Below are 13,219 nucleotides of genomic sequence, written 5' to 3' on the forward strand. Positions count from 1 at the left end.
AGCTTTTGCGATGAAACGATTTGTCAGTATGCTCTGGGTCACGACGATTCCGTTCTTTGCAATGATCGCTCTGTTTCTCCTCGTCCCATTGCTTTCCATGATCGGAGGGAGCTTTCAGGCCGAGGGGGGCGGCGGTTTTACCATCAGTCACTATCGTGAGATTTTTTCAAATCCGTATTACTTGCAGGCTTTTGAGAACAGCGTGCTCATCTCATTCCTGTCTGCTCTCATTGGAATCGTCGTTGCTGTTTTCGCTACCTATGCGATTACCCGTTTCCCACAGTCACTGCAACAGCGAATTCTTGTCATTACGAACTTAACCTCCAATTTTGCGGGGATTCCGCTCGCATTTGCCTTCATTGTCCTATTGGGAAACAGTGGATTGTTTGTTTTGCTCGCGAAGCAACTGGGGATTGATTTTGGTCAGTCATTTACTCTGTATTCGTGGAGCGGCTTAACGCTTGTTTATATTTATTTTCAACTGCCTCTGGCAGTCATGCTGTTGTATCCCCTGTACAACGCCATTCAGAAACAATGGATGGAAGCGGCCGAGCTGCTTGGGGCCAGTCCCTCGAAGTTTTGGCTGAGAATCGGTTTTCCGGTACTGCTTCCAGGCATCGTCGGCACATTCAGCATTCTGTTTGCCAACGCAATGGGTGCGTATGCTTCTGCCTACGCGCTCACCGGGAGCAACTACAATCTGGTGCCCATTCGGATTGGTGCGTTAGTATCTGGCGACATTTTTGCCAGACCCGAGCTGGGTAGCGCTCTCGCTGTACTGCTCGGCCTGACGCTTGCCGCCGCCCTGCTCGTGAACGAGTGGCTGACGCGGAAGATTCGGAGGGATTTGTCTTGAAGCGGATCAGTTTGCCATCCTTGTCGTTTGCGTTGCTCTTGCTGTATTTGTTTTTGCCTGTCGCGGCTACCATCCTTTACTCACTGGCAACCGAGTGGAATAGCACGGTTTTGCCGGAAGGACTCACAGGAAAATGGTTTGCGGAGCTGTATGCCGATCCCCGATTTTTGCAGGCATTCGGGCGTTCTTTTTTGCTCAGCTTTCTGACGACTGTCGTTGCCGTTGTCATTATTGTTCCTGCTGTATTCTCCATTATCGTCTACGCTCCCCGGATGGAGAGGCTGGTTCAAATTTTGGTGATGCTGACCTATGCCGTTCCGGGTGTCATTATGGCGGTCGGATTGATCCGTACTTATTCAGGAAACGGAATTCCAATGGTCATCATCACCGCCGGGGCGTATTTGGTCGGTTTGCTTCCGTATTTATATCAGGGAACGCGCAACAGCCTGCTTGCCTTGCAGGCACGTTCGTTGATGGAGGCAGCCGAGCTCTTGGGTGCGAGCCACTGGCAGGCGTTTGTACGGATTATCGTTCCGAATATCATGTCTGGAATTTTCGTGTCCTCGCTCTTGTCGTTCTCCATTTTGTTTGGTGAATTCGTATTGATTAACATCCTGGTGGGAGGAAGATACGAAACCCTGCAGATGTATCTATACGCCAAGCTATCGTCAAGTGGGCATGTCGCCAGCGCAATTACCGTCACTTATTTTGTCCTCATGGCTATCATCACTGGCCTGGTTGTAAAATTCACGCGCCGAAGCTTCGCACGCAAGGAGGTTCCCTAATGAGCTACGTCCAAATCGAACACTTGTCCAAAACCTTTCACGGTCAACACGTGTTGCAGCAACTCGATCTTGCGATTGAAAAAGGTGAGCTGGTTACCTTGCTTGGTCCTAGCGGGTGTGGCAAAAGTACGCTGTTACGCATCCTCAGTGGTTTGACGGCCCCTGATACGGGCATGATCTACATTGACGGCAAAGATGTGACGGACGTGTCTCCAAAAAACAGGCAGATCGGCATGGTGTTCCAATCGTATGCGCTCTTTCCCAATCTTACGGTCAGTCAAAACATTGCCTTTGGCCTGGAAATGAACAAAATCTCGAAAACGGAGATTCGGGTGCGTGTCCAAGAAATGATTGAGCTGGTGGGATTGGTGGGAAAGGAGCAGGCTTACCCGCGTGAATTGTCTGGTGGCCAGCAGCAGCGTGTGGCACTTGCCCGTTCTCTGGTCACCCGTCCAAAAGTGCTTTTGCTCGATGAGCCGCTTAGTGCGCTTGATGCTCAGATTCGTAAAAATTTGCAAAAGCAGCTACGCACGATCCAACGAGAGTTAAACATGACGACTGTGCTGGTTACGCACGATCAGGAAGAAGCCATGGCTGTCAGTGACCGCATCTACATCATGAATGGTGGACGAATCGTTCAGCACGGCAGTCCTCAAGAGATTTACACGCAACCTCGCTCTGAATTTGTTGCTCGCTTCATTGGCAATTACAACGTGCTGACTGCCGAGCAGCTTAGCCAAATCGCGCCTCATTTGTCTCATCCGGCAGTTGAACGTTTCGCAATTCGTCCCGAGACGTTTCGCGAACAGCCTTTGACTGGGGAGGACATCTGCTTGACCGGGAATATCGCTCAAGTAACCATGCTCGGCAACATTACCCGTTACGAGCTGAACATTGGTGAAGTTCCTGTACTGGTGGACACTCTGCACCTGTCTTTCGAGCAGGAGCAGATAGGCACAACAAAAACAATGTATGTAGGTCCCAAGGATGTGATTCCGCTTTATGACACTATTGCCTGAAGAACGACAGCAAGTGATACTAGACGAATTGAACCGCCACGGTAAAATTCAGGTGATGAGTCTGGCAAAAAACCTGGCAGTAACACCGGAGACAATACGACGTGATCTGGACCAATTGGAACAGCAACGTTTGTTAAAACGAGTGTACGGAGGAGCTATCCCGTATCATTTGGCGAAGCGTGAACCGCACTTTGAAAAGAAACAGGCGATTCAACAGACGGCAAAAACGAAAATCGGGCAAATCGCGGCAGAACTTTTGTCTGACGGGGATACCATCGCACTCGATGTCGGGACGACAACACTGGAATTGGCACGTGCTATAAAAGGCCTCAACCAATTAACGATTGTCACGAATTCGCTCCCCGCGGCTTCTTTACTAAACGAGCTGTTGGAAGCCAATCAATTCAACGGTCAGGTCATTATGCTGGGGGGCCTGACCCATCCGGCCCAACAATCGGTTGCCGGGGCGTTTACCTGCGAGCTGCTCTCTCGTTTTCATTTTGATAAAGCGTTTATTTCCTGTGGAGGAATGACGGCTGATGGCTTCACCGACTATGACATGGAAGAAACGCTATGCTCGACCATGATGGTACAGCGGGCAGAGCAAGTCTATGTATTGGGAGACACAACCAAGATCGGCCAAACGCAATTTTTTCGTATTTGCGGCTGGCAGGATGTCAGCGCGGTTGTTTGTGACCAGCCGATGCCGGATGAATGGCTTTCGTCTGGCATTCAAACTACCTGGATAAGCGAACATCCGGGAAGGAGAGACTTCACATGCTGATCGACTATCATCTTCATCTGGAAGAGGGGCCTTTTTCATTGCGTTGGCTCGACCGTACCAATACTGCCCTCGACCACTTTTATCCGCTCACTGAACCTCGACATACCCGCGCCTGGCTGCTGGATAGTCTTGCGCGATTAAATAACCGCATGTCTCTGGGGTGCTACGACCCGTCCTGGATCGATCTGTATTTACGTGAAGCGTTAAACAAAGGCTTGAAGGAAGTGGGGATTGTCGATCATTTATACCGCTTTCGTGAAGCCCGTCCCTATTTTGAACGGTATCTAGACCTCAGTGATACCGATTTGGGTCGCTTGCAGCGTACTTGGCTTGATCAAGTATGCACCGAGAGTCTTAATGACTTTTGTGTCGCTATCGAGGCAGCGAAGCAGCGTTGGTCGGCAAGCGGTGTGGAGTTGCGGCTGGGGATCGAAGCGGATTACTTTATCGGCGGGGAGGCAGAATTGAAAAGCTTGCTGGCAGGCGCTTCGTGGGATTATGTGATCGGTTCTGTTCATTTTATGCAAGGATGGGGCTTTGACAATCCCGAGACTCGCCATCTGTTTGAGCAGCATGACCTGAAACAGTTATACGCGGACTTTTTCCACACGGTTGAGTCCATGATCAGGAGCAATTTATTTGATTTTGTTGCCCATCTGGACAATCTGAAAGTGTTCTCCTATCGCCCAGAGGAATCGGAGATAGTTCCCTATTACCACCGGATCGCAACTGCTTTGAGAGAAACGGATACAGCGACCGAAATCAATGCAGGCCTGTACTACCGCTATCCTGTTAAGGAAATGTGCCCAAGTCCCGCTTTTCTCGACGTTTTGGTGGCGCATGGTGTTCCACTGACACTCTCGTCCGACGCGCACTTTCCCGACGATATTGGGAGATACGTGGCGGCGAATCTGGAGATCCTCCATTCAATGGGAGTAACGGAGATTGCTACTTTTTCCGGTCGTCAACGGATCATGAAGCCAATCCGTTATGCATCAGCTATTCCAGACGAGAGCTGCTGATAGGAACTGGAACGGTTAGGATTTGCCGAAAAATGGATATACACATATAATAAGAAAGTAGGTGATCATATTTGTCCCCGTAGCTCAGCAGGATAGAGCAACGGTTTCCTAAACTGTAGGTCGGAGGTTCGAATCCTCTCGGGGACGCCATTGTAGGGAAAACCTTGGTGTATCAAGGTTTTTTCTTTTTTTGTGGGCGCTTTGATGACCAACAGTTTACCTTTTGAAATCAGGTAGACTGTGGTTTCAAGCGGCATGAAACTGTTGGTGTAATAGCCTAGCTTATGAATGACTGTGTTATCTCCTGTAGTCGATGTCAGGAGGAATAGACATTGGAAACAGGTACAGAAAGCAGAAAAGGGAAAAGAATCGTTCTGCAACGTGGGAAAGCTTCATCAGGGGATATAAGTACGCTTAGAGAGAGCCAGACGACCATTCAAGAGGCGTTTGAGCTGTTTGTGTGCATTAAGGAAGCAGAGAATGTAAAACCACGCACAAAGAGCGAATACTATGTCCAGTACCGATACTTTGTGGATTGGCTCCAAGAGCAGCATTCAGAGGTTTTGTACGTGCAAGACGTTTCCACTACATTGATTCGTTCTTACATCAATTACTTAGCGTATGACAAGGAGAAATATGAGGGAATACCCTACCGTAGTGCAAAGCTTGATAATCAAAAGGGGTTATCCCCTTACACCATCAATATCCGTATACGGTTTCTTAAATGCTGGTTCAACGTGCTGGTCAAAGAAAAGCTGGTGCTTGATAGCCCTGTAAAAAACATAAAGTTGATGAAGGTCGATATAGACGTGAAAGAGCCGTTGTCGGAAGATGAAGTTCGTTTGCTGCTTCAACAGCCAAATCAGCGGCAATATGCCCAATATCGTGATTATGTAATGCTCATGCTATTTATAGATAGCGGAATGAGGGTTCAAGAGGTGTGCGCCCTTGATGTGGAGGATATTGACCTTGCTACCAGATGTGTTCACTTGCCAGCAAGCAAAAATAAAAATCGGAAATCGAGGGTAATCCCGTTGTCCGTGGAAGTCATTCGCCTTCTCCAAGAATTGATTACGGAAACACGGCAATATTTCGAGACTAATACACTCTTTGTCAGTAACTTTGGGGAAAGATTGACACCAGACGGGATTAGGACGAACATCAAAAAATATGCAAAACGAGCAGGTCTTAGGAAGACCGTATCACCTCATGCATTTCGCAGGTTTTATGCGAAGTACTCTGCGCTTAACGGCATGGATTTGTTTTCGTTACAACGTATATTAGGGCATTCGGATCTCGCCACAACACGGCGCTATGTGCAATTAAATAACGAGGACTTGGTTCAGCAACATAATCAATATAGTCCCTTGTCAAATGTACTAACGAAGAAAAAGAGAGGATACTAACCACTTCAATAACAAAACGCAGGAAGTATCCCGCTTCCTGCGTTCATTTTTTATCTATAATGTATATTCACTTAAAATGAATTGTGGAGATAAAAAGTAATCAACAGGGTATAAATCGTCTCTCCTAGAAATTAAAGCTTTAACTAAACCAATGTTATACTGTTTCGTAATTTCAATGATTAAGAATACGTCATTCCTTTGGGAAAGTGGATATATTACGTTATTGGAATCAAACACTTTATGCTGATGATCAAAAGTTGCAATGTGGTATGGAAAGCTTCGCCATTCTGTTTTATATAGTTTATATGCTCCATTAGCCACTAAATCAATGAATTTCTCTTTAGACAGATTCAATTCAACACCGATTATATAACCATTATCATCAAGGTCATTTTTATATTCCTCACCTACCTCTGTTCCAACAGCTTCCCGATATGTTTGATATGATAATCTCATGGTTTCCAACAATTGCTCCATACACATATCTGTTAGCAAAGGAATATGTAGCGAAGACAAATCCACATAGTTTGCAATGCTATTCTCTTTTGTTTCATGGTATTCACTAATTTTTTTGTTTGGTGGCTGTAAATAGATATAACCCATACTGCAATAAGCATCACATGTAATAATCATTGTATATTACCTCCTGGTAGATGTGTTTAACATGAAAGGTGGGCATTATACTATTACTCTCATCCAAAATTTCCGCTATTAAAGTCATCATCGTCACCTTTTATTTTGTCGATCAGTTCCTTCAACTCTTGCTTATACATAGTAACTATTATTGCAATGTTGAAAGCTGTCAGAACAATTGTTAGTGGCTTTAGAGTACCTTTAAGAATCCATTCGGTAAAATTCCCACCAACTACAGCAATACTGCCACACAACATAATCATTCTCCATCTTTTTAGCATATTGCACCACCGATCGAGAAAAATGTGGAATTTCAATGGATTCCATAATCGTTAACCAAATGTTAGTTCGTTTACAAAGGATACTACATAATAAGCATAGAAAATCATTGATAAGTGCTTTTCCAAAGCATATCCCTCCTGCTTCATTAAAAAGGAGGAGGGATGCCATTCTACTAATTAGTCTGAATTAAATTCATTCTTGCTTCGAGCGTTGTTATCAAAGCAGTCAACCGATCAATGAGTTTGTCCTGGTCCTGTTGCTTGTTAATGAGTCCGTGAATTTTTGCTTCTAGCTGAGATAGTCGTTCTTGAATCGTTAGTTCTTCTACTCTTATTTTGCTATCTGAAATGTAGTCTTCGTATTCTTTGTCATAATCGTTATTTTCTCCCTCGAACAGAAAGGAAAAAGCACTCAATACGATTCCAGAAGGCGGTTCAGAGGTCATGGATTGCATTTTGGTAATTAACTGGTTTTGCTGATCTTGCAACTTTTTTAGTGCTTCTAAAATCTCCTTAAATTGTTCCATATCTTCAACTCCTTAAACTCAATCAAATTCATGTTTCATTTAATCCTTTGTGTCTTTCTCTAACTTAGCTTTAAGTTGATTCACCAGATCGATTGTTTGTTGATCTAAAAAAGCATTTTTTGTTTCAATACTCCCCAGTGTTTCAACCACAACAGGGATGTTAAGATTCATTATCAATGCATTCCTTATGTCCACGAAATGAATAGATGCACCTAACTCTATTCTGGAATTAACGTGAGTAATCCATCTTACTGCCAGTATTTCGCTATAACATGCGTATACTCGATTTTTATACTCAAACACACTCATGCCATGTTTCTCAGCAATGTATTGAATGGCAGAGTGCCACCTTTCAATTGAGATTCCATGTTTTTCACCATAACGTTCGAACCATATAAATGGGTTATGTGCGTTCTTTGAGGAATTAATGGAACGATCAAGAGGTATTATGTTAGCGTACGTGTTTCCTCCAATGGCATATTTATGTGCCGTAGAACCCCAATTCAAGGGAATGAAGTGATCTAAAGAAACTTGATGATATTTACCAGTGAGTGCACATTCATTCTTGAAATGATTTAATATTAATTCAACTTCGTTTTGACTTAAACTATTTGGAACTTCTTTCAATATTTGTTCTCTTTTGTAATTAGATTTCATTGCAGCTCCGAGCTCCTTTAAGAAGTATGGTTTTAACATGAGTACATTCAACATCAAATTGTTCAATCACTTGTCCTATAAATGAACCACCCCCTCTCAATGAAAGCCAAAGAAAGTACCCATAAAAAAACAGAGTGGCTAAGTCAGCCACTCTGTTTCGGTAATGCAGTATCTATGTATTTGTTAGTCTTTTGTATTGTTGGTCTATGCTTTAACATGCACTTACCTTCTAGTGTTTTTTAGTTATTTGAAAACATAGTAACACGGTCATTGCGTTATTGGAAGTTGCGCCAAAGAAAGTTCCGATATGATGGAGATATTTACAAGGAACTAAGGACAGGAATAAAATAGAACGAGCAAATGCTCGGTGTATTACTGCCGCGCCAAAAGCTTTGCTTTTGGCTTGTCCACGAATCGAAACGCTACGCTTTTTCGATTCGTCTGGGTTACTGTTCGATGCAGTATATTTTTTATACTTTTTATTTAAGGGATTCAGAAAAAAAGCCTTGTTTTTATTGATCTTTTTACATGCGGTTAGGCAGTATGTTGCCTAAATTATAAATGCCAGTCACTAGGCGGCTCATCAATGACTGTATTCTCAGGGGCGGTCTCGAAGAAATCACTACTCAGATACTTCTCTAGAAGACCTCTCATTCGACTGCTTGGTATATAAAGATCGATATGCTCTGGAATAGTTTTTCTAATTCTGCTTCTCCACACCCATTGAATCAATTCCGACAAAGCCCAAGCTTCTTGGTCAACTGAGACTCCATATTGTTCAAAGAACTTCTTCTCAATTGGATTCATGAATCGGTTAATTAGATATGCAAGGTGAATCTTGTTTTCATATTCATTTGTTGCTCTAGAGGTCATCGGAACAAAAGAATCTTTAAACCCTTTTGGTCTGACTTTATTCTTGATATTAGAACTATCTTTTTTGCGGTCTTTCTTCTTACTTTCCTTATTCCCCTTAACAGTTGTCCACATAGCTGTATCTTTTGTGGCTTTACATTTGTTTGTCAGAAAGTTGTAAGTGTTATTCTTTAGTGTGACAATTAAGTCCCCATTTTTTCCAAACCAACTTGTTGAGAGAGCATTTCTATTGTCTCCAATATTGTTTAGCTTCCCTTTATAGATGTTGATAAGAGAAGCAATCCTTGATTTATCGTGATGGCATCTATCTGCGTAGGGAACAAGAGAGTATTGATCGTGATTCTTTACAACTGAAAGGTATCTATACTTGATGCCATGTAGATCATAGTAATAGCGTTGAAACTGCCCTTTGAACAAATATGTCAAGATGAATACGTTATTGAACATTTTGAATATATCACAGGGAAGATTCCATATTAGTGCGGAATTATCGCAGAACATGAGATTTCCCGTCAGTGCCATTTGCATTATGTGATTGTATTCTGTATCATTTATTGATTTGTCTTCGAGCCATGTTATAAACTTCAAGCCTTTGCCATCTGTTACAATATCTATTACTCCTGCTTCGAATAAGAGTTTCAAATCATCCTTTTTTAGCGGTACTTGCTCAATTACATTCATGACTTCATCAAGTACAAGCGTGTAGTTATTGCTTCGTATCAATTCACGTGTCTCAGCATTTGCCATCTGAAATAGTGCATGAGTCGTGGCAATATCTTTGCCTTGTCCTAACAGTCGATGTAAGTCGTCCAGTTTGGTTTCTCCTTTAATCGACTCTGGCTCATAAAACTTTCTTGAATGTACCGATTGCTGTATTCTTGTGACCTCATCAAGAAACGGAGTGACATAGATAAATTTGTGAGAATCAACACACATTTCATTCATGTACTGGATTGCCCAAGAAGTCTTTCCATAGCCACAAGGTGCATCGATAATATTTACTGTAGTCATTTTACATTTCCCCTTTAGTCAGTTTGATGATTGTTCCTTTTAGCTGCTCTGAAATAGAATAGGAGTTACTATTGAGCCATCTGCTTAAATGCTCCCTTGAAACTCCGCATTTGTTAGCGATAAACGTGATCGATGTTCCGTTTTTCTTTTGGAATGCAAAGACTGCTGAACGTAATGTGTCATCACTCAATATTGGTCACCTCCCTTCACAAAAGTGTGATGTTGCAAGCAAAATAAAAACAACTCTCCGATTTTCTCAGAGAGTTGTTCATTTCTTAAAATGGTTATCGAGATTAAAGTTCCAGTCGTTTGGCAGAACGTCATAATTCCGACAATGGCTATTCAACTTATAAAGCTATATGCTACTATGTATCTACTAAAAATTGGTTAAAAAACTACAGGAGAATCGATTATGCACAAAAAATATCATTGTATCAGCACTCCTACTTAGTGGTGTTTTTACCGTCGGTGCTTTTACAGGTGCAACCGCAGAAACAAATTTGAACGGATGCTTTCGTCAAATAGTACATATATGTCTGTTTATTTCAATAAGAAGCGAACAACTCTGAAGAGTTATTCGCTTTTTTATGCTAAACAAGAGATATACAGTCATTTATGAAGAGGAAGAATGAGCAACTTCGTTTGACGATATGGAACAGAGTTTATCAACTCGCAACTAACAATTTTCTGAAAAATAGCATACTTTGTTTCGTATCGCCATTTTTTCTGTAAGGGTGTTTGTAAGAATGCGTACTACCAAATTTCTGAGGGTATGAAGTTTAATTGACTGTAAACCTAGCCCCGTCATATTGTGACTCCACGAAACTACGGAAACAATCCCACCATCTGTATTTATTATTATGGAAGTACCCCCTCACGTTTGATTTCCATCATTTATAGTTATACAGGAGCGTTGTGTAATCACACACTCATGGTAGTGAATGTGAAGAAAAAAACAGAACCTTTAGGAGTTCTGTTCAAGAAGATGAATTTACATATTTCGCATAGCATTAAGTTGTTCACTATATGAAGCGTCAATGCAAATAGCAGTTGTTTGAATTGACTCATGTCTTGATACGTATTTGATACAAAACGCCTACAAAAGACGTTTAGGCTTTATGTTCGTACTCTTTAACACGACGATAGAATGTATTTGGCTTCATATTAAGCCGTTTCATTGCTTCTGTTGCTGTGATTTGCCCTGCTTTCCAATCCTTGTATGCCTTAGTGAAGTCGGCTGTGATTGCTTGCTTTGGTCTGCCAAACTTCACACCATTGTTCAAAGCCACTTCGATGCCCTCTGCTTGACGCTGTTTGATGTTCTCTCTTTCCAATTCGTACAAAGCACCAAAGATCGTCAACATGAATTTGCCCTGTGGTGTGCTTGTGTCGATGCTTTCTTTAAGGCTAACAAGCTGAACGCCCTTGGCTTCACACTCTCTAACAATGCTAAGGAAGTCATATGTGCTTCTAGCAAGCCTTGAAATGGATTCAATGTAAATGGTATCTCCCTCTCTTACAAAGTCAAATAGGGCTTGTAGCTGTGGTCTATTACGGTCTTTACCACTGACCTTTTCAATAAACCATTTCTCAATCTGATGTGATTCCAATGCCTTCACTTGTCTTTCTTCGTTCTGCTCCGTAGTGGAAACCCTGACATATGCAACCTTCATTATCCGTTATCCCCTTATATGTCTATGTCAAAATATATATATCTGATTATGACATATTTCAATATGTAAAAACAACATTTTGACACACTGTTTTGTGTCTGTTTTTTTATCTTTCAAAAAGTATACTTTTTGACATTGGGGAATCATGTAGGAGCGGGGCTGTGAGTACTTCCTAACTGTATTGACAAGATGATAAGATGCAAGATTGGAACAGGGCTTAGAAGATGGTATAGGCATTCTAATGATATTGTAAAATAAGGGTGGAGGGGATAGATTACATCTTTTATATGTATGTCTATTCATAATGGGCTAAAGCAAACCCACAGTCCGACGATGGATAAAATGTGAGACGATGAGATAGCATAATATTCCAATTCGTGGTATGGTTAAAATGTCCTAAATAAACTATTGCAATAAAGGATTGAATGATGCGTATTAATATGGATTTAACCCGGGCTTTAAGAATAGATAACTTTAAAATGAAAAGAACGAATACATAGATTGAATTGTTTTTTAATGTAAATATTTGCAGGAGGTGAACTATGGCTATTAAAGTCCCTGTTAAAAAGGAATTATTAATATGGGCTTATCATCGTAGTGTTCAACGAGATAAGTTGCACAAAAAGTTCAAGTTATTAGATAAATGGTTGACAGGTGAGAAACAACCAACATTTAAGCAACTTGAAGATTTTGCTGCAGCTACTGCCACTCCTTTGGGGTATTTTTTCTTGAAGGAACCTCCAATAGAAACGTTACCTATTCCACATTACAGAACACTAGAGGATGGGGATAGCGAACAAGTAAGCCCAGACCTGATAGAAACTTTACATATTATGCAGAGAAGACAAGATTTTATGCGAGACTATTATGAGCAATATGTGGGAACAAAACTTGAATTTGTTGGTTCTTACCAAGGCGCTACTGTCTCCCAATTAGCAAATACTATTCTAAACTTATTAGAGTTACAGCAAAATTGGGCACGTCAACATAGAACTTTCCATGATGCATTAAAATTTTTAATTGAAAAATGTGAGAAGAATAGAATACTAGTAATGCAAAATGGAATTGTAGGTAGTAATACTCATCGTCCATTAAATGTTGCAGAGTTTAGAGGGTTTGTATTAGTGGATAATATGGCTCCATTGATTTTTATCAATGCAGCAGATACAAAGTCTGCTCAAATTTTTACTCTTGTACATGAAGTTGCGCATATTCTTATAGGTTCTAGTGCAATTGTTGAGGCATCCCCATTAAATGTCCATAATGCGGACGTTGAGAAATTGTGTAATGAAGCAGCAGCCGAAATGTTGTGCCCTAAAGAGATATTTATGGAGCAATGGCAAATTCATTACCCCGATGGAGTAGTTTATGAGACATTAAGTAACATATTTAAGGTAAGTCCAATTGTTATTGGAAGAAGGGCGCTGGACTTACACTGCATTACTAAAGAAGAGTTTTTTAGCTTTTACTATGATTATTTAGAAAGATTAAAAAATCAACAATCTAGACCATCTTCCGGGGGCGATTTCTATAATACAACCAAGAGCAGACTAGGCAATATTTTCACAAATGCAGTAATTTATCAGACTATCACAGGAAACATTCAATATACTGATGCATTTAAATTAACTGGATTAAGAAACAAAACATTTGAGAATTTGGTTAATTTAGTAAGGGAAAGGGGTGTTTAGC

The 13,219-nt window shown here is 41.5% G+C and carries 14 protein-coding genes and 1 tRNA gene; 8 read left to right on the forward strand and 7 right to left on the reverse strand.

Annotated elements, in window-relative coordinates:
* Positions 1 to 10 precede the first annotated feature (10 nt).
* The 7 genes from C7R92_RS29180 to C7R92_RS29210 all read left to right on the forward strand — a co-directional run bounded on the left by C7R92_RS29180 (position 11) and on the right by C7R92_RS29210 (position 5,872).
* Positions 11 to 856, forward strand: a complete 846-nt coding sequence (locus tag C7R92_RS29180; RefSeq protein WP_017246869.1) for an ABC transporter permease — start codon at positions 11 to 13, stop codon at positions 854 to 856.
* Positions 853 to 1,641 carry an ABC transporter permease gene (locus C7R92_RS29185; RefSeq protein ID WP_106836577.1) on the forward strand — a complete coding sequence of 263 codons (789 nt, stop codon included), beginning with the start codon at positions 853 to 855 and terminating at the stop codon, positions 1,639 to 1,641. The genes C7R92_RS29180 and C7R92_RS29185 overlap by 4 nt, the downstream gene beginning before the upstream one ends.
* Positions 1,641 to 2,660 (forward strand): ABC transporter ATP-binding protein, encoded by a 1,020-nt coding sequence (locus C7R92_RS29190; protein WP_106836578.1) that lies wholly within the window; start codon positions 1,641 to 1,643, stop codon positions 2,658 to 2,660. The genes C7R92_RS29185 and C7R92_RS29190 overlap by 1 nt, the downstream gene beginning before the upstream one ends.
* On the forward strand, positions 2,644 to 3,444 hold the full coding sequence (locus tag C7R92_RS29195) for a DeoR/GlpR family DNA-binding transcription regulator (RefSeq protein ID WP_017246872.1): 801 nt from the start codon (positions 2,644 to 2,646) through the stop codon (positions 3,442 to 3,444). The genes C7R92_RS29190 and C7R92_RS29195 overlap by 17 nt, the downstream gene beginning before the upstream one ends.
* Complete coding sequence (locus C7R92_RS29200; protein ID WP_106836579.1) at positions 3,438 to 4,466, forward strand: histidinol phosphate phosphatase domain-containing protein; 1,029 nt, start codon at positions 3,438 to 3,440, stop codon at positions 4,464 to 4,466. The genes C7R92_RS29195 and C7R92_RS29200 overlap by 7 nt, the downstream gene beginning before the upstream one ends.
* A 73-nt stretch (positions 4,467 to 4,539) precedes the next feature.
* Positions 4,540 to 4,616 (forward strand) — tRNA-Arg (locus C7R92_RS29205).
* Positions 4,617 to 4,798: 182 nt separating this feature from the next.
* Positions 4,799 to 5,872, forward strand: a complete 1,074-nt coding sequence (locus C7R92_RS29210; RefSeq protein WP_106836580.1) for a tyrosine-type recombinase/integrase — start codon at positions 4,799 to 4,801, stop codon at positions 5,870 to 5,872.
* A gap of 54 nt (positions 5,873 to 5,926) precedes the next feature.
* Here C7R92_RS29210 and C7R92_RS29215 read toward each other — a convergent pair whose 3' ends face one another.
* The 7 genes from C7R92_RS29215 to C7R92_RS29245 form a co-directional block, all read right to left on the reverse strand.
* Positions 5,927 to 6,505, reverse strand: a complete 579-nt coding sequence (locus C7R92_RS29215; RefSeq protein WP_106836581.1) for a hypothetical protein — start codon at positions 6,503 to 6,505, stop codon at positions 5,927 to 5,929.
* A 59-nt stretch (positions 6,506 to 6,564) separates the two neighbouring features.
* On the reverse strand, positions 6,565 to 6,786 hold the full coding sequence (locus C7R92_RS29220; protein WP_146147640.1) for a hypothetical protein: 222 nt from the start codon (positions 6,784 to 6,786) through the stop codon (positions 6,565 to 6,567).
* 173 nt (positions 6,787 to 6,959) lie between these two features.
* Positions 6,960 to 7,313 carry a hypothetical protein gene (locus tag C7R92_RS29225; protein WP_106836583.1) on the reverse strand — a complete coding sequence of 118 codons (354 nt, stop codon included), beginning with the start codon at positions 7,311 to 7,313 and terminating at the stop codon, positions 6,960 to 6,962.
* Positions 7,314 to 7,352: 39 nt separating this feature from the next.
* Complete coding sequence (locus tag C7R92_RS29230; RefSeq protein WP_106836584.1) at positions 7,353 to 8,036, reverse strand: hypothetical protein; 684 nt, start codon at positions 8,034 to 8,036, stop codon at positions 7,353 to 7,355.
* A 489-nt stretch (positions 8,037 to 8,525) separates the two neighbouring features.
* On the reverse strand, positions 8,526 to 9,854 hold the full coding sequence (locus C7R92_RS29235; RefSeq protein WP_106836585.1) for a DEAD/DEAH box helicase family protein: 1,329 nt from the start codon (positions 9,852 to 9,854) through the stop codon (positions 8,526 to 8,528).
* Between the two features lies 1 nt (position 9,855).
* On the reverse strand, positions 9,856 to 10,044 hold the full coding sequence (locus C7R92_RS29240) for a hypothetical protein (protein WP_106836586.1): 189 nt from the start codon (positions 10,042 to 10,044) through the stop codon (positions 9,856 to 9,858).
* Between the two features lie 919 nt (positions 10,045 to 10,963).
* On the reverse strand, positions 10,964 to 11,527 hold the full coding sequence (locus C7R92_RS29245; RefSeq protein ID WP_208636245.1) for a recombinase family protein: 564 nt from the start codon (positions 11,525 to 11,527) through the stop codon (positions 10,964 to 10,966).
* A 542-nt stretch (positions 11,528 to 12,069) separates the two neighbouring features.
* Here C7R92_RS29245 and C7R92_RS29250 point away from each other — a divergent pair.
* Entirely contained in the window at positions 12,070 to 13,218 is a 1,149-nt protein-coding gene (locus C7R92_RS29250) for an ImmA/IrrE family metallo-endopeptidase (RefSeq protein ID WP_106836588.1), read from the forward strand.
* Position 13,219: the final 1 nt, after the last annotated feature.

The sequence above is a fragment of the Brevibacillus porteri genome (assembly GCF_003013475.1).
GTDB lineage: Bacteria > Bacillota > Bacilli > Brevibacillales > Brevibacillaceae > Brevibacillus > Brevibacillus porteri.

What these genes read in the sequence shown, in the direction of transcription:
- C7R92_RS29180 (WP_017246869.1), top strand. Translation starts at nt 11, where the DNA reads ATGAAACGATTTGTCAGTATGCTCTGGGTCACGACGATTCCGTTCTTT.
- C7R92_RS29190 (WP_106836578.1), top strand. Translation starts at nt 1,641, where the DNA reads ATGAGCTACGTCCAAATCGAACACTTGTCCAAAACCTTTCACGGTCAA.
- C7R92_RS29195 (WP_017246872.1), top strand. Translation starts at nt 2,644, where the DNA reads ATGACACTATTGCCTGAAGAACGACAGCAAGTGATACTAGACGAATTG.
- C7R92_RS29200 (WP_106836579.1), top strand. Translation starts at nt 3,438, where the DNA reads ATGCTGATCGACTATCATCTTCATCTGGAAGAGGGGCCTTTTTCATTG.
- C7R92_RS29215 (WP_106836581.1), bottom strand. Translation starts at nt 6,505, where the DNA reads ATGATTATTACATGTGATGCTTATTGCAGTATGGGTTATATCTATTTA.
- C7R92_RS29220 (WP_146147640.1), bottom strand. Translation starts at nt 6,786, where the DNA reads ATGCTAAAAAGATGGAGAATGATTATGTTGTGTGGCAGTATTGCTGTA.
- C7R92_RS29225 (WP_106836583.1), bottom strand. Translation starts at nt 7,313, where the DNA reads ATGGAACAATTTAAGGAGATTTTAGAAGCACTAAAAAAGTTGCAAGAT.
- C7R92_RS29235 (WP_106836585.1), bottom strand. Translation starts at nt 9,854, where the DNA reads ATGACTACAGTAAATATTATCGATGCACCTTGTGGCTATGGAAAGACT.
- C7R92_RS29245 (WP_208636245.1), bottom strand. Translation starts at nt 11,527, where the DNA reads ATGAAGGTTGCATATGTCAGGGTTTCCACTACGGAGCAGAACGAAGAA.
- C7R92_RS29250 (WP_106836588.1), top strand. Translation starts at nt 12,070, where the DNA reads ATGGCTATTAAAGTCCCTGTTAAAAAGGAATTATTAATATGGGCTTAT.